The 24,253-nt window shown below is 70.8% G+C and carries 19 protein-coding genes and 1 riboswitch; of the genes, 6 read left to right on the top strand and 13 right to left on the bottom strand.

The annotated features are described in order from the left end of the window. Position 1 precedes the first annotated feature (1 nt). From ribD to aspS, 3 genes are all read right to left on the bottom strand, one after another. Positions 2–1,159, bottom strand: a complete 1,158-nt coding sequence (gene ribD, locus ACX80W_RS13095) for a bifunctional diaminohydroxyphosphoribosylaminopyrimidine deaminase/5-amino-6-(5-phosphoribosylamino)uracil reductase RibD (RefSeq protein ID WP_459283955.1) — start codon at positions 1,157–1,159, stop codon at positions 2–4. Beyond that, positions 1,156–1,848 carry a nicotinamide riboside transporter PnuC gene (gene pnuC / locus ACX80W_RS13100; RefSeq protein WP_459283957.1) on the bottom strand — a complete coding sequence of 231 codons (693 nt, stop codon included), beginning with the start codon at positions 1,846–1,848 and terminating at the stop codon, positions 1,156–1,158. Before pnuC ends, ribD begins: the two co-directional genes overlap by 4 nt. A 132-nt stretch (positions 1,849–1,980) precedes the next feature. Further along, positions 1,981–2,123, bottom strand: a riboswitch (FMN riboswitch). 347 nt (positions 2,124–2,470) lie between these two features. After that, the gene (gene aspS / locus ACX80W_RS13105; protein WP_459283959.1) at positions 2,471–4,273 is read right to left on the bottom strand and encodes an aspartate--tRNA ligase; all 1,803 of its coding nucleotides are present in this window, start codon (positions 4,271–4,273) and stop codon (positions 2,471–2,473) included. A gap of 192 nt (positions 4,274–4,465) precedes the next feature. On the opposite strand from aspS, the gene ACX80W_RS13110 reads away from it, so the two are divergent. Next, positions 4,466–5,755: an APC family permease gene (locus ACX80W_RS13110; protein ID WP_459283961.1), complete on the top strand. Its 1,290-nt coding sequence runs from the start codon at positions 4,466–4,468 to the stop codon at positions 5,753–5,755. Positions 5,756–6,085: 330 nt separating this feature from the next. Here ACX80W_RS13110 and hisS read toward each other — a convergent pair whose 3' ends face one another. Then, on the bottom strand, positions 6,086–7,417 hold the full coding sequence (gene hisS / locus ACX80W_RS13115) for a histidine--tRNA ligase (RefSeq protein WP_459283963.1): 1,332 nt from the start codon (positions 7,415–7,417) through the stop codon (positions 6,086–6,088). Between the two features lie 223 nt (positions 7,418–7,640). Here hisS and ACX80W_RS13120 point away from each other — a divergent pair, with 223 nt between their 5' ends. Both ACX80W_RS13120 and ACX80W_RS13125 read left to right on the top strand, forming a co-directional pair. After that, positions 7,641–9,320 (top strand): DUF349 domain-containing protein, encoded by a 1,680-nt coding sequence (locus tag ACX80W_RS13120; RefSeq protein WP_459283965.1) that lies wholly within the window; start codon positions 7,641–7,643, stop codon positions 9,318–9,320. 93 nt (positions 9,321–9,413) lie between these two features. Beyond that, on the top strand, positions 9,414–10,100 hold the full coding sequence (locus ACX80W_RS13125) for a hypothetical protein (protein WP_459283967.1): 687 nt from the start codon (positions 9,414–9,416) through the stop codon (positions 10,098–10,100). On the opposite strand, the gene ACX80W_RS13130 is transcribed toward ACX80W_RS13125, so the two are convergent. From ACX80W_RS13130 to pdxT, 9 genes are all read right to left on the bottom strand, one after another. Continuing rightward, positions 10,097–12,526, bottom strand: a complete 2,430-nt coding sequence (locus ACX80W_RS13130; protein WP_459283969.1) for a RelA/SpoT family protein — start codon at positions 12,524–12,526, stop codon at positions 10,097–10,099. The two genes, ACX80W_RS13125 and ACX80W_RS13130, sit on opposite strands and share 4 nt — an antisense overlap. Positions 12,527–12,633: 107 nt before the next feature. Continuing rightward, positions 12,634–13,632, bottom strand: a complete 999-nt coding sequence (gene secF, locus ACX80W_RS13135) for a protein translocase subunit SecF (protein ID WP_459283971.1) — start codon at positions 13,630–13,632, stop codon at positions 12,634–12,636. Further along, positions 13,629–15,377, bottom strand: coding sequence for a protein translocase subunit SecD (gene secD, locus ACX80W_RS13140; RefSeq protein WP_459283972.1), 1,749 nt, complete (start codon positions 15,375–15,377; stop codon positions 13,629–13,631). Before secD ends, secF begins: the two co-directional genes overlap by 4 nt. A gap of 88 nt (positions 15,378–15,465) precedes the next feature. Next, positions 15,466–15,933, bottom strand: a complete 468-nt coding sequence (gene yajC / locus ACX80W_RS13145; RefSeq protein WP_459283974.1) for a preprotein translocase subunit YajC — start codon at positions 15,931–15,933, stop codon at positions 15,466–15,468. 114 nt (positions 15,934–16,047) lie between these two features. Beyond that, positions 16,048–17,157: a Holliday junction branch migration DNA helicase RuvB gene (ruvB, locus tag ACX80W_RS13150; RefSeq protein ID WP_459283976.1), complete on the bottom strand. Its 1,110-nt coding sequence runs from the start codon at positions 17,155–17,157 to the stop codon at positions 16,048–16,050. After that, complete coding sequence (gene ruvA / locus ACX80W_RS13155) at positions 17,157–17,780, bottom strand: Holliday junction branch migration protein RuvA (protein WP_459283978.1); 624 nt, start codon at positions 17,778–17,780, stop codon at positions 17,157–17,159. Before ruvA ends, ruvB begins: the two co-directional genes overlap by 1 nt. A gap of 143 nt (positions 17,781–17,923) precedes the next feature. Then, on the bottom strand, positions 17,924–18,499 hold the full coding sequence (gene ruvC, locus ACX80W_RS13160; protein WP_459283980.1) for a crossover junction endodeoxyribonuclease RuvC: 576 nt from the start codon (positions 18,497–18,499) through the stop codon (positions 17,924–17,926). A 33-nt stretch (positions 18,500–18,532) separates the two neighbouring features. After that, positions 18,533–19,291, bottom strand: a complete 759-nt coding sequence (locus ACX80W_RS13165; protein WP_198812496.1) for a YebC/PmpR family DNA-binding transcriptional regulator — start codon at positions 19,289–19,291, stop codon at positions 18,533–18,535. Positions 19,292–19,293: 2 nt separating this feature from the next. Continuing rightward, positions 19,294–20,007, bottom strand: coding sequence for a pyridoxal 5'-phosphate synthase glutaminase subunit PdxT (gene pdxT, locus ACX80W_RS13170; protein ID WP_459283982.1), 714 nt, complete (start codon positions 20,005–20,007; stop codon positions 19,294–19,296). Between the two features lie 84 nt (positions 20,008–20,091). Between pdxT and ACX80W_RS13175 the strand changes: the two genes are divergently transcribed. The 3 genes from ACX80W_RS13175 (at position 20,092) to ACX80W_RS13185 (ending at position 24,247) form a co-directional block, all read left to right on the top strand. Continuing rightward, positions 20,092–21,363 carry a Mur ligase family protein gene (locus ACX80W_RS13175; RefSeq protein ID WP_459283984.1) on the top strand — a complete coding sequence of 424 codons (1,272 nt, stop codon included), beginning with the start codon at positions 20,092–20,094 and terminating at the stop codon, positions 21,361–21,363. Then, positions 21,363–22,085 (top strand): type 1 glutamine amidotransferase, encoded by a 723-nt coding sequence (locus tag ACX80W_RS13180; RefSeq protein WP_459283986.1) that lies wholly within the window; start codon positions 21,363–21,365, stop codon positions 22,083–22,085. The genes ACX80W_RS13175 and ACX80W_RS13180 overlap by 1 nt, the downstream gene beginning before the upstream one ends. A gap of 152 nt (positions 22,086–22,237) precedes the next feature. Beyond that, the gene (locus ACX80W_RS13185; RefSeq protein ID WP_459283988.1) at positions 22,238–24,247 is read left to right on the top strand and encodes a M3 family metallopeptidase; all 2,010 of its coding nucleotides are present in this window, start codon (positions 22,238–22,240) and stop codon (positions 24,245–24,247) included. Positions 24,248–24,253: the final 6 nt, after the last annotated feature.

Raw genomic sequence — 24,253 nt, forward strand, 5'->3', positions numbered from 1 at the left:
CTTACTCCTGGTGTGGCTCGGTGGTGGAAAGGGTGGTGGCGGCCCGCAGGGCGGGGTCCGCGGCGGGAGGGGCGGCGTCGGGCGGGTCCGCCGGGCGCAGGCGCAGGCGCACGTCCTGCCCGAGCTGGGCGAGCGCGCCGCCGCCGGCGGGGTCGGGGGCCCACCGGCGGGCGTCCGCCAGGGTGGCAACGCCGATCGGCGGGAACATCGGGGTGCCCTCCCCCAGCAGCACGGGGGCGATGTAGCTGACCAGCTCATCCACGACGCCGGCCGCCAGGAACGCGCCGGCGATCCCCGGGCCGCCCTCCACAAGGACGTGGCGGACGCCGCGCCCGTGCAGGTCCGACAGTGCGGCGGCGACGTCGCGGGTGGCCAGCTGGACGAAGCCCGGTCCGCGCACGGCGGCATCCTCCGGGACGGGCCGCAGGCCCATGACGGCGCGCAGCGGCCGGGCCGGCTGCGGACCGTCGGCCGCGGCCGGACCGGCGGGGCGGGCGGTGAGGCGCGGATTGTCGGCCAGCACGGTGCCGGTGCCGGCGAGCACCGCGTCGGCGCGCGCCCGGATGGCGTGGCCGTCGTCGCGGGCCGGGCCGCCGGTGATCCACTGGCTGGTCCCGTCGGCGGCGGCAACGCGTCCGTCGAGGCTCGACGCGGTCTTGAGGGTGACGAACGGCCTCGATTCGGCGGTGGCACGCATCCACCGCGCATTGAGGTGTTCCGATTCGGCTCCGCGGAGCCCGCCGACGCACTCGACGCCGTTCCGGCTCAGCCAGTGCGCGCCTCCGGCGGCCTGGGCCGTGCGGTCGGGGGCGGCGAACACGACCCGGCGGATCCCCGCCTGGTGGATGGCCACCGAGCAGGGGCCGGTGCGGCCCTGGTGGTTGCACGGTTCGAGCGTGACCACCATGGTGCCCCCTGCCGGGTCGGCACCCCGGGACCGGGCGTCCGCCAGGGCGGCGGCCTCGGCGTGGGGCGTGCCGGCCCCGCGGTGGTATCCGGAACCGAGCACCCGGCCGTCGGTGCCCAGCAGGACGGCGCCGACCAGCGGGTTGGCGCCGCGCACCCCCTGCGAGGCGTACTCGAGGGCACGGTCCATTGCCTCGATTTCCGCGCGGTTCGGGGCGGCCGCGTCCGGCGCCTCCGGCGCTGGTGGCGTCACTGTGCCTGCTTGAGGGAGGAGGCCACCGGGACGTCGCGCGTGCGTGCTTCCTCCCGCCGGCGCTCACGGGTCCACACGGCGAACCCAAGGATGGTGAAGCCGCCGTAGATCAGGTACATGACGGCGCTGGCGTAGTAGCCGGCGCTGAAGAGCAGGGGAACACCGACGATGTCGACGGCGACCCAGATCAGCCAGAACTCGACCCAGCCCTTGGCCATCCCGAAGGTGGCCAGCAGCGACCCGACGAAGGTCCAGGCGTCGGCCCACACCGGCTCGTACGACCCGAGGGCGCGGAACAGCGGGGTGAGGGCGACGGTGCCGAGGATCATCCCGGCGACGATTCCAATGCGTGCCCGGGCGGGGGCCCAGCGGGGCGTGACGGCCGCACCGGCGGCCTGCCGCCCGGCCTGCCACTGGCGCCAGCCGTAGACCGAGACAAGAATGAACATCACCTGCCGGCCGGCCTGGCCGAGGAGGCTCACGGCGCCGGCGCCGCCGAAGGCCGAGCCGAGGAAGACGGTCAGCAGCAGGACGTTCCCCGCGATGCCGACAGGCCAGGCCCAGACGCGCCGGCGCATGCCGCCGAGGACGCTGAGCAGACCGAAAACGTTCCCGATGACCTCACGCAGCAGCAGTGAGCTGTTTCCAACGGGGATGCGGGCCTCGAAGAGCCACTGCAGAAAATCCATGTCGTTCCTTACCGTCTCAACGGCTCGGGGTGACGACAGCTGAAAGGACCCGGCCGCGCGCGGCGGAAGGGCCGGCGCGGACCCCGCGACACCGCCCCCGAAGAAAGGGGACGCGCCGACGGCGTCCTGCTGTGCGTGCTTCTCCCATCCAGACTTTAACTGTCGGTGCCGGAATTTCACCGGCTCAACCGAGGGTCCCTGCGCGGATGCGCAGTAACCGCCGGGTCGCGGACTATCACCGCCGGTTCGGAATTACACCGACCCCGGAGCACGTACTTGTTTGATTATTTCATAACGCGTCACCGGGCCGCGTTATTTCTCTCCCAGCGATCAATTGCGTCCGAACGCTCCTGGCGGGCGGCGCGCGACTCCCCTCCTCCCCCGCCGAAACTGCAGAAAACCACGCTTCCACGGTCCCAAAACGTGGTGAACTGCACATTCGGCGGAGAAGGACGCGCGGGGTCCGGCGCACGCCGCATGGGCGCCGGACGGCGGTGGGCGTGGGTGCCGGACGGCAGGGGCCCGCGCGGCACTTACCCCCCGAGACAGCAGCTCACCACGCTTCCGGTCTGCGAGAGCGTGGTGAGCTGCGGTTTCGTGCGGGGAGGACGGGGCGTGCGGCCTAGGCCTCGGCCGGGGCCTTGCCTTCGGCCGGCTTTGGCTCCGCGGACTTCGGCCGCGCGTCGACGCCGGCCTCCTTGCGCTGCTGCGGGGTGATCGGCGCCGGAGCGGCCGTCAGCGGGTCGTACCCGCCGCCGGACTTCGGGAACGCGATGACGTCGCGGATCGAGTCGGTCCCGGCCAGCAGCGAGACGACCCGGTCCCAGCCCAGGGCGATACCGCCGTGGGGAGGCGCGCCGTACTTGAAGCCTTCGAGCAGGAACCCGAACTTCTCCTGGGCCTCCTCCGCGCTCAGGCCCATGACGGCGAAGACCCGCTCCTGCAGGTCGCGCCGGTGGATACGGATCGACCCGCCGCCGAGTTCGTTGCCGTTGCAGACGATGTCGTAGGCGTACGCCAGCGCGTTCTCGGGATCGGTGTCGAAGGTGTCCAGGAACTCGGGCTTGGGCGAGGTGAAGGCGTGGTGCACCGCGGTCCACGCACCCGCACCGACGGCGACGTCGCCCGCGGCCACGGCGGCGGAGGCCGGCTCGAACATCGGGGCGTCGACGACCCATACGAAGGCCCAGTCCCCGTCCTTGATGAGTCCGGTGCGGTGGCCGATCTCGACGCGCGCCGCACCGAGCAGGGCGCGGGAGGGCGCCTTCTCGCCGGCTGCGAAGAAGATGCAGTCGCCCGGGTTCGCGCCGACGGCGGCGGCGAGGCCCTCGCGCTCGGCGTCGTTGAGGTTCTTGGCGACGGGGCCGCGGAGGCTGCCGTCGTCGTCGATCAGGACGTACGCGAGGCCCTTGGCGCCGCGCTGCTTGGCGAACTCCTGCCACGCATCGAGCGTGCGGCGGGGCTGGGAGGCTCCGCCGGGCATGACGACGGCGCCGACGTAGGGGGCCTTGAAGACGCCGAAGCCGGTGTCCTTGAAGAACTCGGTGAGCTCGGTGAGCTCGAGTCCGAAGCGCAGGTCCGGCTTGTCGGAGCCGTACTTCGCCATGGCGTCGGCGTAGGTCATCCGGCGGATCGGGGTGGGGATCTCGACGCCGATCAGCTTCCACAGGCGCGTGATCAGCTGCTCGCCGAGGGCGATGATGTCGTCCTCCTCGACGAAGCTCGCCTCGATGTCCAGCTGGGTGAATTCGGGCTGGCGGTCGGCGCGGAAGTCCTCGTCGCGGTAGCAGCGGGCGATCTGGTAGTACTTCTCGAACCCGCCGACCTGCAGCAGCTGCTTGAACAGCTGCGGCGACTGCGGCAGGGCGTACCAGGAGCCGGGGGCCAGCCGGGCGGGCACCAGGAAGTCGCGCGCGCCCTCGGGGGTGGAGCGGGTCAGGGTGGGGGTCTCGATCTCGACGTAGCCGTCGGCGTGCAGCAGCTCCCGGGCGACCCGGCTGGCCTCCGAGCGCAGGCGCAGGTTCTTCTGCGGGGCGGGCCGGCGCAGGTCGAGGTAGCGGTGCTTCAGGCGGGCCTCCTCGCCCACCTCGACGTGCTCGTCGATCTGGAACGGCAGCGGGTCGGCGGTGTTCAGCACGACGACCTTGTCGGCCATGACCTCGATCTCACCGGTGGCCAGGGCAGGGTTCTCGTTGCCCTCGGGCCGCTTCTGCACGGTGCCGGTGATCTGCAGGACGTATTCGTTGCGGAGGGAATGGAAGACCTCCTCCTCGCGGACGACGACCTGGGCCACGCCCGAGGCGTCCCGGAGGTCGAGGAAGGCAACGCCACCGTGGTCCCGGCGCCGGGCCACCCAGCCGGTCAGGGTGACGGTCTGTCCAATGTGCCCGGATCCGAGCGAACCGAGTTCATGCGTGCGCAGCACAGCATTCCTTCCTACAGAAGTACCGCAGGCGAATGTTCACCTGCCTAGTGTTAGATCAAACGTGTCCGAGTTTACCGGTCATCCCCCTCTCCGCCCGCCAGCGGTGGCGTCGACGGCCGGCCGGCCCGGTGCGCCGGTCGGGGCGGGGGTCCGGGGGCCACGGCCCGGTGAACCACGAAGGAAGGCAGCAAGATGGGCTCTGTTCCGGGGCTGCGGCGCTCGATGGGCGGATTCGACGCCACGACCGTCGGCATCGGCTCGATGATCGGGGCCGGGGTGTTCGTCGTCTTCGGTCCTGCCGCTGCGGCCGCCGGCAGCCTCCTGCCCGCCGCCGTCGTGCTCGCCGGGTTCATCGCGTACTGCAATGCCGCCGCCAGCGCCGCACTGGCCACCGTCCACCCCTCCAGTGGCGGCACCTACCTCTACGGTCGGCGCCAGCTGGGGCCCTGGCCGGGCTTCCTGGCCGGCTGGAGCTTCGTGACCGGCAAGGCGGCCTCCTGCGCCGCGATGGCGTTCACCTTCGGGCTCTACGCCGCGCCGGGATTCGAGACCCCGGTGGCCATCGCCGCCGTCGTGGGACTGACCGTCGTCAACCTGTTCGGGGTGACCCGCACCGCGCTCATGACGCGGATCCTTGTCGCCCTCGTGGTGCCGGTGCTCGCGTTCGTGATCGTCGTGGCCTTCGCCGGACCCAACGCCCGGCAGGACTGGACAGCGCCGGCCGACGGCCCCTGGAGTTTCCTGCAGGCCGCGGGCCTGCTGTTCTTCGCCTTCGCCGGCTACGCCCGGATCGCCACCATGGGCGAGGAGGTGCGCGAGCCCCGGAAGAACATCCCGCGGGCGATCTTCGGTGCCCTCGGCTTCACCCTCGTGCTCTACCTCGTCCTCGCCGCTGCGCTGCTCTCCGCCCTGGGCGCGGGGCCGCTGGCAGCTGCGGAGGCTCCCCTGCGCGAAGCGGTCCTGGCGGCAGGGGGAACCGGCGGGGGCGGCACAGCGGACAGCGCCGAGGAAGCCGCGGTCCTGGCGGTGACGGCCGCCGCGGCCCTGGCCAGCCTCGGCGCCCTGCTCGCACTGATCGCCGGGGTGGGCCGGACGACCCTCGCCATGGCGCGGGAGGGTGACCTGCCCCGGGGGCTGGCCTCGATCTGGGCGCGGCATGGGGTGCCGTGGGCGGCCGATGCCGCAACCGCCGCCGCCGTCGTCGTCCTGCTGCTGACGACCGATGTGCTGACGGTCGTGGGCTTCTCAAGCTTCGGGGTGCTGCTGTACTACGCCGTCGCGAATGTGTCGGCGCTGACGTTGACGGAGCGCCAGTGGTACGCGCCGAAGGTCCTTAATGTCGTCGGTGCCGGAGGGTGCCTGCTTCTCGCGTTCACCCTGCCGGCGGCGTCGGTGCTCACCATGACGGGGATCCTCGCGCTCGGCGTTGCGGGGCGCGCCGTCGTGCTCGGGTTCCGCGGCCGGAGCGCCGCCCGCGGCTGACTCCGGCCCGGGCCGTCCTTGTCGGGGAACCGGCGAACCGGCCGGCCCAGCACCAGACCGCGACTTTCGCGGCCGATAGCGACGCCGGCATCCGATGACGACGCCGGCGCCAGGTATTACAGGCGCGGAAGTCGTTTTCTGGCGCACCGGTCGCAATTGGGTGCGCAGGGTGGGCCGGGGCGCGCCGTCGTGCAAGGGTTCCGCGGCCCGTCCGTGCCGGAAAACGCGGCCGGTAGCGACGCCCGAACCGGATAGCGACGCCGGCACCGGGTATTACAGGCGCGAAAGTCGTTTTCTGACGCGCCGGTCGCAAACCGGTGCGCCCGTCGCTCAGGGCGCGCGCAGCACCTGCGGGCGCAGGTCCGCGGCCGGTGGGGTCCACGCATCCGGATCGGCGGCCTCCTGTGCGCCGGAGCGGATGTCCTTGACCTCGTGCGTGCCGTCGGCGCCGGTGAACCAGACGAAGGGGATGCCGCGGCGGTCGGCGAACTTGATCTGCTTGCCGAACTTCTCGGCGCTGGCGGCAACCTCCGCGGAGATGCCCCTCGCCCGCAGGGCCGCGGCCACGTCCTGGGCCGCCGACCAGGAATCCTCGTCTGCCAGGGTCACCAGGACGGCGGTGGGAACCTGCCGGGACGCGGCCGCGAAGTCCTGGCTCAGGATCCGGGAGACGATCCGCGTGACGCCAATTGACAGCCCGACGCCGGGGAAGGTGCGGTTGCCCTTCGCGGCGAGGCTGTCGTAGCGCCCGCCCGAGCAGATCGAGCCGAGGCTTTCGTGCCCGTTCAGGACCGTCTCGTAGACGGTGCCGGTGTAGTAGTCCAGGCCGCGGGCGATGCTCAGGTCCGCCACCACGCGGCCGGGCGCCCGCTTGGAGGCTTCGGCGATGACCTGCTCGAGCTCGGTCAGACCCTCCTCGAGCAGCTCGTCGGTGACCCCGAGGGCCCTCACCTGCGCCACGAAGGACGTGTCGGGGGTGCGGATGGCGGCAAGGGCGAGGGCGGCGTCGACCTGGTCGTCGGTTGCGCCGAGCTCCTCGCGCAGCAGCTGCCCCACCTTGGCGGCGCCGATCTTCTCGAGCTTGTCGATGCTGCGCAGCACCGAGGCCGTGTCCGTCAGCCCGATGCCGCGGTAGAAGCCCTCGGCGAGCTTGCGGTTGTTGACCCGCAGCGTGAAGTCGGGAATCGGCAGCGCGCCCAGTGCCTCCACGACCACCAGGGCGAGCTCGACGTCGTACCGGAACGGCAGGACGCCGTCGCCGACGACGTCGATGTCCGCCTGGGTGAACTCCCGGGCGCGCCCCTCCTGCGGGCGCTCCCCGCGCCAGCACTTCTGGATCTGGGAGCGCCGGAAGGGGAAAGCGAGGTGGCCCGCGTTCTCGACGACGTACCGGGCGAAGGGCACCGTGAGGTCGTAGTGGAGGGCCAGGCCCGCCTCGGACGCGGAAGCCTCATCGGCCTGCAGGCGCGAGACCGCGTAGACCTCCTTGTCGATCTCGCCCTTGCGCAGCAGCTGGTCGACGGTCTCGACGGCGCGGGTCTCGATGTTCGAGAAACCGTGGAGGTCGAAGACCCGGCGCAGCGTGTCCAGCACATGCAGCTCGATCAGCCGCTCCTGCGGAAGCCATTCCGGGAAGCCGGACAGTGATGCCTTACGTGCCATGGGGCGTATCTCCTAGGTCGGTGCAGCCAGGGACGCGCTTCCACCGGTGCGGCACTCATTTTAGGGGCTGACGGGGTGCCCGGCGAAACGCGGGAACGCCGCCCGAAAAAGGGGCCGCTACACAGGGAACCCCAGCGGCCCCCGGAACGATAGACTCCTTATCTCTGAACGAAATGGCGGCGGACCGGTCCGCCGCCATCCATCGAGCGAAAGACTTATAGCGGTGACAGACAGTCAGCAATCCGACGAAATGACCATCAACGACGAATCAGTGGCCGAGGACTCCAGCGTCGATTCCGCCGTTGACGTGCCCGTGGAGACCGCAAGTGCCGACGCTCCGGCCGCCCCGGGTCCGGAAGGCAACGCCGCCGCCAACGGGGAGCTGGTCCCCGACGCTCCGGAAGCCCCGACCGCCGCAGCGCCGGCCGCCCCCGAGACCCCGGACGCGGCACCCGCTGGCACGGAGGTCCCGCCCGTCCCGGAGACCCCGGCGGCCACAGCGCTGGCCGTCCCCGAGACCCGGGCCCCGGCGCGGCCGGCCGGCCCCGGCACCCCGCCCGCCCCGCGCGCTCCCCTGCCCACGGCGATGGCGCCGCGGCCGCTGAAGAAGGCACAGACGCCGCTCGCCGTCCCCCCGGCCCACAGCACGCCGCTGGCCGAGGCCGCGAAGTTCGCGCGGGTCGAGGACGACGGGCACGTCTTCCTGCTCCTCAACGGCGAGGAACACCCCGTCGGCCAGTACCCCGATGCGTCGCCCGAAGAGGCCCTCGCCTACTTCGTGAAGAAGTATGACGACGTCGTCAGCCAGGTGGTGCTGCTGGAGCAGCGGGTCAAGGGCAGGGCGCCCTCGGCCGACATGCTCAAGACCGCGAAGCACCTGCGCAGCCAGGTCGCCGAATACAAGCTCGTCGGCGACGTCGCCGCGCTCGAGGCCCGCATCGACGCGCTGACCGAGTCCATCACGGGCCTCGAGAAGGCCGAGCGGGCCGCCCAGGAGGAACTGAAGGCGAAGGAGCTCGCCGCCCGCGAAGCGATCGTGGCCGAGGCCGAGGAACTCGCCGGACGCGACCCCTCGACCGTCCAGTGGAAGGTCAGCAGCACGCGCATGAACGAGCTGTTCGAGCTGTGGAAGACCGCGCAGAAGAACGGCCCCCGGCTGGGCCGCGGCACCGAGGACGCCCTGTGGAAGCGCTTCCGCTCCGCGCGCACCATCTTCGACCGGCACCGCCGCGCCTACTTCTCCCAGCTCGACAGCGACAACGCCGAGGCCAAGCGGGCCAAGGAAGCGCTGATCGCCCGCGCCGAAAGCCTCTCCAGCTCCACCGACTGGGGGGCCACGGCCGCCGAGTACCGGCGCCTGATGGACGAGTGGAAGGCCTCGAAGCGGGCCAGCCGCAAGGACGACGACGCCCTGTGGGCGCGCTTCCGCGCCGCGCAGGACCGCTTCTTCGAGGCGCGCAAGTCCGCCAACGAGGCCGTCGACGAGGAGTACGGCGCGAACCTCGTGGCCAAGGAGGCGCTCCTCAAGGAGGCCGCCCGGCTGCTGCCGGTGAAGGACGTCGCCGCCGCCAAGAAGGCGCTGCAGTCGATCCGGGACCGGTGGGAGGAGGCGGGCAAGGTGCCGCGCGCCGACATCGGCCGGATGGACGCCGGCCTGCGCCGCATTGAGGACGCCGTCAAGGCCGCCGAGGACGAGCACTGGCACAAGACGAACCCCGAGACCAAGGCCCGGACCAACAGCGCCCTGAGCCAGCTCGAGGCGACCATCGCCACGCTCAGGGATGACCTTGCGGCGGCCGAGAAGGCCGGGGACGCCAAGCGGATCTCCACGGCCAAGGAAGCCCTTTCCGCCCGCGAGCAGTGGCTCGAAATGCTCCAACGGTCGGCGCAGGACTTCTCCTAGCCCCCGGCCGCGGCGGAAGCCCCCGGCCCCCGGTTTTCCACATCGGGGTCCGGGGGCTTCTCCGTGCCGGGCCTGATTCGGGATGCTTGAGCAATGTCCCCCCTCAGCACCGGGACCGCCGTCCCTCCCGTCCGGATCGTCCGAGACACCTGGGCGCGCGCCGGACCTGCCTCGCCCCAGCGGGAGCGCGAGGAGGTGCTGTTCCACGCCGGGGAGTTCTTCAGCGCCGTCGAGCTGCAGGCGATGAACCTGGACGGCCTGGTGCGCCGGGTCTACCGGGAGACCTACCGGCGCAGCGACTGCCCCGAGGATGCGGTCCTGCGCGCCCGTGCGGCGGCCAACGCGCTGCCGGCCCCGCTGCGCGGCCGGGTCGCCCTTGCCCGCCAGTGCGCCGCGTGGGTGTACGGCTGCGCGCCGCCGCCACCGCTGCTGAGCGTCGTGACCGACCACCGCAGGCGGACCACGGCGGTCCCCGCGTTTGGCGCCACCACCATGCACCAGGTGGCGCTGGGACCCTTCGACGTCAACCTGGTCGGCGGGGTTCCGGTGACCACGCCGCTGCGCACAGCCCTCGACACCGCCGTCCACGGGCCCGACGCCACGGCCGTGGACATCCTCGCCGCCCTGGCCTCCGCGCAGGGCCTTGAGTGTCCGCTGCGCCTGGTGGAGGCGGCCCTGGCGAGCACGCGCCGGGTGCCGGGCAAGGCCCGTGCGCTCGCCCGGCTCCGGCAGGCCCGCGCCGGGCCGGGCGGTCCAGTGGCCCGGCCGCGGCGGGCCTAGTTGCGGCGTTGCGAGCCGGTCGTCCGGTAGACGTCGAAGACGCCGTCGATCTTCCGCACCGCGGCCAGCACGTGGTTGAGGTACTTCGGGTCGCCCATCTCGAAGGCGAACTTCGACATGGCGACCCGGTCCGAGGAGGTGTTCACGCTCGCCGCGAGGATGTTGACCTGGTTCTCCGAGAGCACCCTCGTGACATCGGAGAGCAGGCTCTTCCGGTCCAGCGCCTCGACCTGGATCTCCACGAGGAACACGCTCGACTGGGTGGGAGCCCACTCGACCGGCACGATCCGGTCCGGCTGGTCCTGCAGCTCCTGGACGTTCCGGCAGTCCGAGCGGTGCACCGAGACCCCGGAGCCGCGGGTGACGAACCCGATGATCGGATCGGGCGGAACGGGGGTGCAGCACCGGGCGAGCTTCACCCAGACGTCGCCCACCCCGCGCACGGTCACCCCGGAGTCGGAGAACTTGGGCCGGCGCGGCTGGCTGGCGACGGCCGGCTCGGCAAGGTTTTCCTCGGCCTCCTGGTGGCCTCCCATCAGGGCCACGAGGTGCTCGATAACGTTCTGGGCCGAGGTATGGCCGTCGCCCACCGCCGCGTACAGCGCCGCGATGTCCTGGTGGTGGAGCTCCTGGGCCACCGCGAGCAGCGCGGTGTGGGTCATCATGCGCTGCAGGGGCAGGTTCTGCTTGCGCATGGCGCGGGTGAGCAGGTCCTTGCCCTTGTCGATGGCCTCCTCGCGGCGCTCCTTGGTGAACCACTGGCGGATCTTGTTCCGCGCACGCGGGCTCTTGACGAAGCCCTGCCAGTCCTGGCTCGGCCCGGCGCCCTCGGCCTTGGAGGTGAAGATCTCGACCCAGTCGCCGTGGTTCAGTTCGCTGTTGAGCGGCACCAGCTTGCCGTTGACGCGGGCACCGATGGTCCGGTGCCCCACCTCGGTGTGCACGGCGTAGGCGAAGTCGACGGGGGTCGAACCGGCCGGCAGGGCCATGACCTCGCCCTTGGGGGTGAAGACGAACACCTCGCGGGCGTTGATCTCGAAGCGCAGCGAGTCGAGGAACTCGTTCGGGTCGGCGGTCTCCTGCTGCCAGTCCACGAGGCTGCGCAGCCAGCCGAGGTCGCCGCTGTCGGTCGCCTCGGCGGCCTTCCCGCCGCCGCTCTTGTACTTCCAGTGCGCCGCCACACCGTACTCGGCGCGCCGGTGCATGTCGTGGGTGCGGATCTGGATTTCGACCGGCTTGCCGCCGGGCCCAATGACCGTCGTATGGAGCGACTGGTACATGTTGAACTTCGGCATTGCGATGTAGTCCTTGAACCTGCCGGGCAGCGGGTTCCAGCGCGAATGCAGCGAGCCGAGGGTGGCGTAGCAGTCACGGACGCTGTCCACGAGGACCCGGACGCCCATGAGGTCATGGATGTCGTCGAAGTCCTTTCCGCGGACGATCATCTTCTGGTAGATCGAGTAGTAGTGCTTGGGGCGGCCCGTGATCGTGGCCTTGATCTTCACCGCGCGCAGGTCTTCGTCGATCTGGTCGCGGATCAGGTTGAGGTGCTTCTCGCGCTCCGGGGTCCGGTCCCCCACCATCCGCACGATCTCCTCGTACACCTTCGGGTGAAGGGCGGCGAAGGACAGGTCCTCGAGTTCCCACTTGATGGTGTTCATGCCCAGTCGGTGGGCCAGCGGGGCGAAGATCTCGAGGGTTTCCCGGGCCTTCCGGGCGGAGGATTCGGGCGAGACGAAACGCCAGGTGCGGGCGTTGTGGAGCCGGTCGGCGAGCTTGATGACCAGGACCCGGATGTCCTTGGCCATCGCGACGACCATCTTGCGCACCGTCTCGGCGTGCGCGGCGTCGCCGAAGGAGACCTTGTCGAGCTTCGTGACGCCGTCGACGAGCATCGCGACTTCGTCGCCAAAGTCCCGCCTCAGGTCATCGAGGGTGCACGAGGTGTCCTCGACGGTGTCGTGGAGCAGCGCGGCGGCCAGGGTGGTCCCGGACATGCCCAGTTCGGCGAGGATCGTCGCTACCGCCACCGGGTGGGTGATGTACGGATCGCCGCTCTTGCGCATCTGGCCCTCGTGGCTGCGTTCGGCGACGAGGTAGGCACGCTGGATGAGGTCCAGGTCCTCCTTGGGGTTGTTGGCCCGCACCGTGCGCAGCAGCGGCTCCAGGACCGGCGAGTAGCCGCTTGAGCCCCGGCCGGTGAGCCGGGCGATCCGGGCCCGGGTGCGTCCGCGGCGGCCGGGCGGCGTCGGCTCGGCCGGCGGCCGGAGGGCGGGGACGGGCGCCGGCGGGGGCGCGGTGCGCTGCGGCGCGGTCCGCGTGGCTCCCGCGCCGGGGGGCGGACCGGGAACGGGACGCGCCGGAGCGGCCGGCGGTGGTGTCCGGCCGGTGTTGGACCGTTCTGCGGGGGTTACCGCTTCAGCCATTTCAGCCCTTATCCTCAGCGCGTTGGCTACCTCTCATGCCCTTTGGGAGTGCACACCGTTAAGTCTAGCGGTGCGGCGGCCCGGGCCCGCACCGCCTGCACCGCCGATCAGGCGTTGGAGGCCTGCAGGGCGCGGCGCTGCCGGACCTTCTTTTCCTGCTCCTTCATCTCCGGCTCGTTCAGCCGCAGCCACGCGTACATGGGCGCGGCGACAAAGATGGTGCTCAGGGTGCCCAGGATGATGCCGATGAACAACGCCAGGGACAGGTCGCGCAGCGTACCGGCACCGAGCAGGTACGCCCCGATGAAGAGGATCGAAGCCACCGGCAGCACCGCCACGACGGAGGTGTTGATCGAGCGCACCAGGGTCTGGTTGACCGCGAGGTTCACCTGCTCGGCGAAGGTGCGCTTGGAGTCCACGGAGAGCTCGGCGGTGTTCTCCCGGATCTTGTCGAACACCACCACCGTGTCGTAGAGGGCGTAGCTGAGGATCGTGAGGAAGCCGATGATCGCCGAGGGGGTCACCTCGAAGTCGCTGAGCGAGTAGAGGCCGGCGGTGACGACCATGACGACGACGAGCGCGGTCATGGCGGCCAGGGACATCTTCCAGGTGCGGAAGTACAGGGCCATGAGCACCGCGGCCAGCAGGACGAAGACGATCAGGCCGATCAGTGCCTGCCGGCTCACGTCCTCGCCCCAGGTGGGGCCGACGAAGCTCGAGGTGACCTGTTCGGCGCCGACGCCGTAGGCGGAGACGAGGTTGTCGCGCACGCTCAGCGTCTGGTCGTCGGTGAGCCGTTCGGTCTGCACGCGGATGGTCTCTGCGGCGATGTTCGTGACCCGCGGGACCGCCTCGGGGACGACGTCGGTGACGGCCTGCTCCCCCAGCGCGACGTCGGTGTTCGCCGTGTCGGAGACGGTGAACTCGGACCCGCCGCGGAAGTCGATGCCCAGGTTGAACCCGCCCTTGACCACCGGGATGATCAGCGACAGGAGCACGGCGGCTCCGGCGATGATGAACCACAGGTTGCGCTTCGCGACGAAGGGGTAGGACCGCTTGCCGGAATAGAGCTCGTTACCGAAGTCGGCGAAGCTGCTGCGCTTCATCGGTTTTCTTCTTTCTCTTCGGCGGGGCCGCGCCCCGCCAGTGCCTTCTGCTGCTCCGCGATGCGACGCTCGGCAATGGTCATCCGGCGTTCCGCTTCGCGGGCGGCCGCCTTGTTCTTCGTCCGTGCCGCCACGGCCGGCCGGGCCGCCGTCTCGGCGGGGCTGCGGAAGCGTCCGGCTCCGCGGTAGAGCGGCGCCACGCCGAGGCGCTCCGGGTCGAGGCCGGACCACTTGTGGCCCTCGCCGAAGAACCGGGTCCGTGCCAGCAGGCGCAGCACCGGGTGGGTGAACAGGAAGACGACGACGAGGTCAGCGATCGCCGTCAGGCCCAGCGTGAAGGCGAAGCCGCGCACGTTGCCGACGGCCACGAAGTAGAGCACGAGGGCCGCGAGGAGGTTGACCGCCTTGGAGGCGAGGACGGTGCGCTTGGCGCGGCGCCACCCGTTCTCGACGGCGGAGATCATGCCCCGGCCGTCGCGCAGTTCGTCGCGGATCCGCTCGAAGTACACGATGAAGGAGTCGGCGGTCTGCCCGATGGCCACGATCAGGCCCGCCACCCCGGCCAGGGAGAGCCGGTAGTTCTCGGTCCAGCCCAGGATGGCGATGGCCAGGTAGGTCAGGATCCCGGCCACCACGAGCGAGGCGATGGTGACGAGGCCGAGCAGACGGTACTGGAACATCGAGTACACGGCGACCAAAGCGAGCCCGATGAGGCCGGCGATGAGACCGAGGCGCAGCTGGTCGGCGCCGAGGGTCGCGGAGATCTGCTGTTCGCTCTGGATCTCGAAGCTGATCGGCAGCGCGCCGTACTTGAGCTGCTCGGCCAGGGTGGCCGCGGATTCCTCGGTGAAGTTGCCGCTGATGCTCGGGTTGCCGTCGGGGATCACGGCGTTGGTCGTGGGGGCGGAGACGATGCGTCCGTCGAGCACGATGGCGAACTGGTTGCGCGGGTCGCCCCGGCCGATCTCGAAGAGCCGCTCGGTGACGCCGCGGAAGACCTTCGTGGCGTCGTCGTTGAAGTCGATGTTGACGACCCAGCTGTTGAGGGACTGGCCCTGCTGGCCGCGCGCCAGGCCGTGGGTTGCGTCGTCGATGTCGGTGCCGGGCACCTCGACGGGCCCCAGGATGTACTTGCCCTGGGTCTCGGGTTCGCAGGCGACCAGCGGCTGATCGGCGGGGGCCGGTTCGGTCTTCGGCTCCACCGCCGCCGGATCGAGGCAGTCGAGCGTCTCGAAGGCCGTGTAGATCTCCGGGGTGATCCAGTTGGGGTCGCTGGCGTTGGTGGGCTCGGCGGCCGGCTTGGGCAACTGGTCGGCGGGCGTGGGGGTCTCCGCGGCGGGGGCCTGGCCCGGGCCGCCGAAAAGCACCGGACGGAACTCGAGCTGCGCCGAGGCCCGGATCAGTTCACGGGTCTCGGAGTCGGGGGTGCCGGGGAGGGAGACGATGACGTTCCGGCCGGACTGGGTGGAGATTTCGGCCTCGGCCACGCCGCTGCCGTCAACGCGCTGGCGGATGATTTCAACCGCCTGGTTCAGCTGTTCGGGGCTGATCTCGGTTCCGCCGCCCTGGAGCTTGGGCGCGAGGATCAGCTGCGTGCCGCCCTCGAGGTCGAGGGCGAGCTTCGGGGTCCAGCTTGCGTTGCTCCAGGCGGAGCCGGCGCCCAGCAGCGCGGCGAGCAGAGCAAGAAGTACGCCCAGCCAGACGAGTGTCCGTTTGGCTGCCGTGCCGGGGCCGGTACGTGGCATTGTCGATTGTCCTTAGGGATGGAGCGCGGGGTCCGCGCCGTGCCGGTGGGTCCCGGCCGCCGGGGAGGCCCGGGGCCGGGAATGCGTGCTAGTTCTCGTTGTTCCTTTTGTTCTCGCGGTCCAGCCGCGCCAGGGTTTCCTCGGGGGTCTCGGCGGCGGTGCTGCCCGAGGTCCCGGAGGTGGCGATGGTGTCCGGTGCGGCAACCGACGGCTCGTCGGCGAGGTCCGCTGCCGGCTCCTGCTTGACGACCTTGGTCAGGGCCTGGGTGTGGACGGTGGCCGTGTTGCCCGGTGAGAGCTCGATGACGGCCTTGTTGTTCTCCTGGTCGATCGACACGATCGTTCCGAAGAGCCCGAACTGGGTCATCACCTCGGCGCCGGGTTCCATCTGCGACCGCATCTCGGTGACCTGCTGCTTGGCCTTGCGCTGCCGGCGGAACATGGAGAAGATCAGGAACGCCAGCGCGAGCGGGAGAATCAGGTTGAAGATGTCGAATGAGGACCCGGCGGCGTCGCCGGCTCCCGTGGCGGTCGAGGCTACTACGTTTGCGAACACAGAGAAGTTCCGTTCCTATAACTGGGGTCGGCACAGCCGGCGCAGATTCAGCCGGCTCACGCCACATGTCCTCCCAGTGTAAAGGGAAACCTCCCCCGGACAGGCCACCCCCGGTCAGGTCATCCAGTCCCCGGCCGGGTCCCCGCCGGGAACCTCGCCGTCCTGCGCCACGCTGAAGAGGTCCTCCGGCATCGCCGCGGCCACCGAGGGCGGCATCACCAGCCCGAGGTGGTGCCAGGCGGCCGCCGTGGCGATCCTGCCGCGCGGCGTGCGGCCGAGCAGGCCCTCCCGGACGAGGTAGGGCTCGGCGACCGTCTCGACCGTTTCCGGTTCCTCCCCGACGGCGATGGCCAGCGTTGACAGCCCCACCGGTCCCCCGCCGAACTTCGTGATGAGGGCGGTCAGGACGGCACGGTCCAGCCGGTCGAGGCCCTTCTCGTCCACCTCGTACATATCAAGGGCCGCCCCGGCGCTTCCGGCGTCGATCAGGTCGATGCCGTGGACGAGCGCCCAGTCGCGCACGCGCCGCAGCAGCCGGTTGGCGATACGCGGGGTGCCCCGGGACCGGCCGGCGATCTCGGCGAAGGCCGCCGAGTTGACCTTCATGTCCATGAGCATGGCCGACCGGCGCAGCACCAGTTCGAGCTCCTCCGTGGAGTAGAACTCGAGGTGGCCGGTGAAGCCGAAGCGGTCGCGCAGCGGTCCGGGCAGCAGCCCGGCCCGGGTGGTGGCCCCGACGAGGGTGAAGGGGGGAAGGTCGAGCGGGATGGCGGTGGCGCCGGGCCCCTTGCCGACGACGATGTCGACCCGGAAGTCCTCCATCGCCATGTAGAGCATTTCCTCGGCCGGGCGGGACATGCGGTGGATCTCGTCGAGGAAGAGCACCTCCCCCTCGGTGAGCGAGGACAGGATCGCGGCGAGGTCGCCGGCGTGCTGGATCGCCGGCCCGGAGGAGATCCGCAGCGGCGCGTTCATCTCGGCCGCGATGATCATCGCCAGCGTCGTCTTGCCCAGCCCGGGCGGGCCCGAGAGCAGCACGTGGTCGGCGCTGCGGCCCCGGAGGCGGGAGGCCTCGAGCACCAGGGACAGCTGCCGGCGCACCCGTTTCTGCCCCACGAAATCGTCGAGGTTCTTGGGCCGGAGCGCGGCCTCGACGGCGCGGTCCTCCGGGTCGGAGGAGGCCGCGACGAGCGGGGCGTCGCCGGGCTGGGATGCCGGGGCCATCAGAGGCTCTTCGCCCGGGCCGAGCTCCGCGCGCCGTCGGAGCCGAGCCGGCGGAGGGTGAGCTTGAGGATCTGGGCGACGTCGCCGGTCGCGGCAACCTCGGGCGCGTCGGCGGTGGCGGCGTCGATGGCGGCTCCGGCGTCCTTCTCGGACCAGCCCAGGCCCATCATGGCGGTGAGCACCTGCTCCTGCCAGGAGTTCCGGGGTACGCCGGGGGCCTCGAGGGGCACGAGCTTGCCCGCCAGTTCGAGCACGATCCGCCGCGCACCCTTGGGCCCGATGCCGGGGACCTTGCTGAAGGCCTTGTCGTCGCCGGAGGAGGCGGCGATGCGGATGGCCTCGGGGGTGTGCACGGCGAGCACGGCAAGGGCGAGCCGCGGGCCGACTCCGCTGATGGCCAGCAGGGTGTCGAAGACCTCGCGCTGCTCGGCGTCCGAGAATCCGAAGAGGGTCATCGAGTCCTCGCGCACCACCATCGTGGTGAAGACCTGCGCCTCGCTGCCGACCCGGAGCGTGGAGAGGGTCTGCGGTGTCGCCTGCACCTGCATGCCGAAGCCGTGAACGTCGAGCACGGCGGACTGCAGGCCGACGGAGGCCACGGTGCCGCGGAGGGAACTGATCATCTCGGGAAGCTCCAAAGAGGTATGGGGATCGATCGCCCGAACCATCGTCCGAACATACTTTCTATTACGTTACCGTCCCGGGAGCTCCGGCGCGCGCCGCCACACCGGGCCCGCCGCCGGCCGTCGGCCCCCAGGGGTGCCGGTCAGCGCCGCCGGGCCCTCGCTTCGGCCTCGGCCCACAGGCGCTGGGCGGGGGTGGCGGCTCCCGCGCCGGCGGCGGCCGCCGCCCCCTGCAGCCCCACTCCCCTGCGCCAGGCGTGGGTGATCGCCAGGGCCAGCGCGTCGGCGGCGTCGGCCGGCCGCGGCGGGGCGTCCAGGCGCAGGATCTTGGTGACCATCTTGGTGACGGCCACCTTGTCGGACTGGCCGTTGCCGGTCACCGCGGCCTTGACCTCGGTGGGGGTGTGCAGGGCGACGGGGATGCCCCGCCGGGCGGCGGCGGCGATGACCACTCCCGAGGCCTGGGCGGTGCCCATCACGGTGCTGACGTTGAGCTGGCTGAAGACCCGCTCCACGGCCAGCACGTGCGGGGAGTGAAGGTCGAGCCACTCATCCACGGCCTCGGCGATCACCAGCAGCCGCTGGTCGAGGCTGCGGCCGGCCTCGGTGCCGACGACGCCGACGGCCACCAGCGTGGAGTGCCGGTTCGGTTCGACGTCGACGACGGCCAGGCCGCACCGGGTCAACCCGGGGTCGATGCCCATAACGCGGATCGTCACGGTGCACCCTCCCGCAGGCCCGCCCGGCCGGTGCTAATCGTCGGTCTCGAGTTCGGCCAGGACCTCTTCGGAGAGGTCCGCGTTGGAGTAGACGTTCTGCACGTCGTCGAGTTCTTCGAGGGCGTCGACGAGCTTGAGGAACTTCTTCGCGCCGTCGACGTCGAGCTGGACCTGCATGGAGGGGACGAACTCGGCCTCGTCGGTGTCGTACTCGATGCCGTTCTCCTCGAGCGCGGCCACCACGGCCCGCAGGTCCTGCGGCTCGGAGATGACCTCGAAGGTGTCGGCCGACTCCTTGACCTCCTCGGCGCCGGCGTCCAGGACGGCCATCAGGACGTCGTCCTCCGACAGGCCGTTCTTGGGGAGGGTGACGACGCCCTTGCGGGTGAACAGGTAGGCCACCGACCCGGGGTCGGCGACGCTGCCGCCGTTGCGGGTGATGCCGAGGCGGACCTCGGAGGCGGCCCGGTTCTTGTTGTCGGTGAGGCACTCGATGAGCAGGGCGGAGCCCTGGGGCCCGCGCGCCTCGTACATGATGGTCTGGTAGTCGACGGCGTCGCCGAGCAGCCCCGCGCCGCGCTTGACGGCGCGGTTGATGTTGTCGATGGGGACCGAGGTCTTCTTGGCCTTCGACACCGCCAGTTCAAGGCCAGGGTTGCCGGCGAGGTCGGCGCCGCCTGCGCGCGCGGCCACCTCGATGTTCTTGATCAGCTTGGCGAAGGACTTCGCGCGCTTGGCGTCGATCGCGGCCTTCTTATGTTTGGTTGTAGCCCACTTAGAGTGCCCCGACATGCTTACGCTTCTCCTCTGATCATTCGAATAAACAATTCGTGGACCCGCTGCTCGCCGGTGACTTCCGGATGGAAACTCGTCGCGAGCAGGTTGCCCGACCGCACTGCCACAATTCTAGCGACCGCCCCGGACTTCTCCGGCCCGCCATCCAAGGACCCGCCGGGCACGGGCGTCGCCGACGCCGGCACCTCGGCGAGGACCTCCACCGAGGGCCCGACCTTTTCCACCCAGGGCGCGCGGATGAACACGGCCCGCACCGGGTCGTTCCCGCCGGCGGCGGCTGTGGCGTTCAGCCCGCGGAAGTCGAGGTCGGTCTCGAAGGACTCGCGCTGCCGGCCGAACGCGTTGCGCCGCACCACGATGTCGAGCCCGCCCAGGGTCTGCTGCGGATTGCCCTGGCGGTCCGTCGACGGATCGGCGATCACGTCGGCGAGCAGGATCATGCCGGCGCATGAGCCGTAGGCGGGCAGCCCGGCCCTGATCAGGGCGCGCAGCGGCTCCGCGAGGTCAAAGGCCCGGGTGAGCTTGTCGATGGTCGTCGACTCGCCGCCCGGAATAATGATCCCGTCGATCCCCTCGAGTTCGGCGGGGCGCCGGACGGCGGTGGCGGTGCCGCCGAGGGATTCGATGGTTCGGATGTGCTCGCGCACGTCACCCTGGACGGCCAGCACGCCGATGCGCACGCCGGAGGAGGGCGAAGGTGAGGAAGAGGCCATGGTCCAATTCTAGGTGCTCGGTTTCCGCCCCGGGCGCCGGCCGGCTGACCGGCTCCCCCGGATGGTTGCGCTAGGTTTAAAGGCATGAATCCCCTGAGCGTCCTTGTCGGAAAAGCCGTGCGCCGCGCCTCCAGGCTGCGCGGCGGCGGCTCGGCGCTGCCGGGCCTGGTGGTTGAGCGCATCGACCCGGGTTTCATGGGCCGCGCGCTGGCCTCCCTCGAGCACGGCGTCATGGTCGTCAGCGGCACCAACGGCAAGACCACCACCACCAAGATGGTCGTTGAGCTGCTCGAGGGCCAGGGCCTGCGGGTCTTCACGAACCGCACCGGCAGCAACTTCACCCGGGGCGTCGCCGCGGCCCTGCTGGGCGAGGTGGACTGGCGGGGGCGCCTTGAGGCCGACATCGCCGTCCTCGAACTCGACGAGGCCCACGCGGTGCACTTCGTGAACCGGGTCCGCCCGAGGTACTCGCTGCTGCTGAACGTCCTGAGGGACCAGCTCGACCGCTTCGGGGAGATCGACGCGACCACCCGCCTGCTCGGGAAGATCGCCGCCGCCACCACCGGAACCGTGATCCTCAACCGTGAGGACCCGCGCGTCGCGGGCCTCGCACCGACCGTGCGCGACGCCGGCGTCGTCTACTTCGGCCTCGACCCGTCGCTGCGGAGCACCTTTCCCAACGACGACGAACTCCGGGGCGCCACGGGGGTCCCGGCGCCGTCGGACCTCCCCGCCGACGTCGTGCTGGAGCGGGCGGAGGGCAACGGCGCCGTGTTCGGCGTCGACGGCGGATCGGTGCCGGCCGGGCTGCGCCTGCGAGGGGTGTACAACATCTTCAATGCGGCGGCCGCGCTCACCGCGGCCCGGACGGTGCTTGGCGGCACCGCCAACGCGGACGCCCTGTTCGCCTCCCTGTCGACCGTCGAACCGGCCTTCGGGCGGGGCGAGAGCCTCACCGTGGAGGGCCAGCCGCTCGAACTGGTGCTGGTGAAGAATCCCAGCGGCTTCCGGCTCGGACTGAAGTCCTTCGATCCGGCGGGCCACGCCACCATGATCGCGATCAACGACAACTACGCCGACGGGCGCGACATGTCCTGGCTGTGGGACGTTGACTTCGACTCCCTGCGCGGCGCCGGAGTGGACCTCGTCACCGGGGTGCGCGCCTACGACATGGCGCTGCGCCTGAAGTACGACGACGTCGAGGTCCGCGGCATCGAAACCGAGATTCCCGCAGCGCTCAAGGCGTTCATCGCCGGCAGCCCCGGGCAGCCCAAACGCATCTTCTGCACCTACACCGCAATGCTCGCGATCCGGCGGGAGCTCGCGAAAATCACGACCGTCGAGGTGGTTTCCTGATGTCCAAGGGCACGATCAGCATCCTTCAGCTCTACCCGCGCGAGATGAACATCTACGGTGACTGGGGCAACGTCCTGGTGCTCAAGCAGCGCCTGGCCTGGCACGGGTACGACGCCGTTCTCGCCGAGCACAACGCCGGCGACAGTTTCCCCGGCGACGCCGACCTGATCATCGGCGGCGGCGGGCAGGACAGCGGGCAGCTCGTCATCCAGGACGACCTGCAGGCCATCGGTCCCCGGTTGCGCGGGCTCGCCGAGGACGGGCAGCCGATGCTCGCCATCTGCGGCCTCTACCAGCTGTTCGGCCGATTCTTCCGCACGGTGGACGGCACGGTGATCCCGGGCATCGGGGTGCTCGACCTCGAGACCGTCGGCGGCGAGGAACGCCTGATCGGCAATGTCGTCGCCACCAGCGCGGAGTTCGGCGAGATCCACGGGTACGAGAACCACAGCGGGCAGACCTTCCTGGGCGCAGGGGTGGCGCCGCTGGCGACCGTCACCAAGGGCGAAGGGAACAATTCCCGGGACAACCACGAGGGGGCACGCCACCACAACGTGGTGGCCAGCTACCTGCACGGCTCGCTGCTCCCGAAGAACCCGGCGATCGCCGACTTCCTCATCCAAAAGGCGGTGGAGCGGAAGTACGGGACGTTCGAACCGGAGCCCCTGGACGACACCCTCGCCGACCTCGCCCGGCAGCACGCGGGCAGCCGCCCGCGCTGATTCCGGCTCCCGCGCCGGTTCCGGCCGGGCCCGGGTGGAGCCTGGGCGTGGGCCATCGGACAGTGAGGGACGGGCCCTCCGGACCCGCCGGGACGGTCCGGCCGCGGATCGGGTTCCCCGGTGGGCGCCGCGGCATGCAAAAGTTAAGGCTTATGAGCAACCCCTTCCTCGAGCCAAGCACGCTCCCCTACCAGCTGCCCCCCTTCGAGAGCATCGAGGACGGGCATTACCTGCCGGCCTTCGAGGCAGGGTTTGCCGAGCACCTCGCCGAGATCGGGGCCATCACCGCCAATCCCGAGCCCGGGGACTTCGACAACACCATCGCCGCCCTCGAACGGTCGGGCTGGATCCTGCAGCGGGTGGCCGCCGCGTTCTACAACCGGTCCTCGGCCGACTCAACGGCGGCCATCCAGGAGATCGAGACGCTCATCGCCCCGCGGCTCGCCGCGCACCAGGACAATATCCACCTGGACCGGGCCCTCTTAGAACGCCTCCGGGCGGTTCCCGGGGACGGCCTCGACGCCGAATCGGCCCGGCTGCTCGCCGAGTACCGCAGGAGGTTCACCGCCGCGGGCGCCGAGCTGGACGACGAAGCGCAGCAGACGCTGCGGGCCCTCAACGCCGAACTCTCCGAACTGTCGACGGAGTACCAGCAGCGCCTGCTGCGCGACACCAATGCCTCCGCCCTGCTGCTGGACACCGCCGCCGAGCTCGACGGCCTGGCGGAGGACGACATCGCGGCGGCCTCCGCGGCCGCGGAGGCCGCGGGCCATCCCGGCAGGTTCCTGCTGACCCTGATCCTGCCCACCAACCAGCCGGCGATGGCGCTGCTGACCGACCGCTCGGTGCGCCGGCGGCTGTATGAGCTGTCGGTGAACCGCGGGTTCCGGGACACCCCGGACAACACGCTCGGACTGGCCTCCCGCATGGCGGCCCTGCGCGCGGAGCGGGCCGCCCTGCTCGGTTTCGACACCTACGCCGCAGCCGCCACCGACGACCAGACCGCGCCGTCGCTCGCGGCCATCCGGGACCGCCTGCACGCCCTGGTGGGCCCCGCGGTGCGCAACGCCCGGGCCGAAGCCGCCGAGCTTGAGGCCGATGCCGGCCACCCGCTGGAGCCGTGGGACTGGGCGTTCCACTCGGAGCGGGTCCGGCGGTCGAAATACGATATTGACCTCGCCGCGCTGAGGCCCTACTTCGAACTCGAACGGGTCCTCCGCGACGGCATTTTCTCCGCCGCCGGGAAGCTGTACGGACTCAGCTTCACCGAGCGTCCCGACCTGGCCGGGTACCACCCCGAGGTGCGCGTCTGGGAGGTCTTCAATGAGGACGGCTCGGGGCTCGGCCTGTTCCTCGGCGACTACTACACGAGGGACACGAAGAACGGGGGCGCGTGGATGAACTCCTTCGTTGACCAGTCCCGGCTCCGGGGCACCCGCGCGGTGGTGGTGAACAACCTCAACATCCCCAAGCCCCCGCCCGGAGAGCCGACGCTGCTCAGCTTCGACGAGGTGGTCACCGCCTTCCACGAGTTCGGCCATGCCCTCCACGGCCTGTTCTCCGACGTCACCTACCCCACGTTCTCCGGCACCAGCGTCCCACGGGACTTCGTCGAATACCCCTCGCAGGTCAATGAGATGTGGATGCTGTGGCCGGAGGTGGTCGCGAACTACGCCCGCCACCACGCCAGCGGTGAGGCGCTCCCCTCGAATGTCATCGACCGCCTGACCGCGGCGTCGACCTGGGGCGAAGGCTTCGCCACCACCGAATACCTCGGGGCGACGCTGCTCGACCTCGCGTGGCACTCCCTGCCGGCCGGGACGCCGGTCGACGATCCCGAGGCCTTCGAGCGGCGCGCCCTCCGGGAGGCCGGCATCGACTTCGCCCTCGTGCCCCCGCGCTACCGTACGGGCTACTTCAAGCACATCTTCGCCGGCGGCTACGCCGCCGCCTACTACGCCTACATCTGGAGCGAGGTCCTCGACGCCGACACCGTGGAGTGGTTCAAGTCCTCGGGCGGGCTGACGCGCGCCAACGGCGACACCTTCCGGGCCGAGCTGCTCTCCCGGGGCAACAGCATCGATCCGCTCCAGGCGTTCCGGAACCTCCGCGGACGCGACGCGGAACTTGAGCCGCTGCTGAAGCGGCGGGGGCTGGGCTGAGCCCGC

It is taken from the genome of Arthrobacter melezitosi (genome assembly GCF_054511055.1).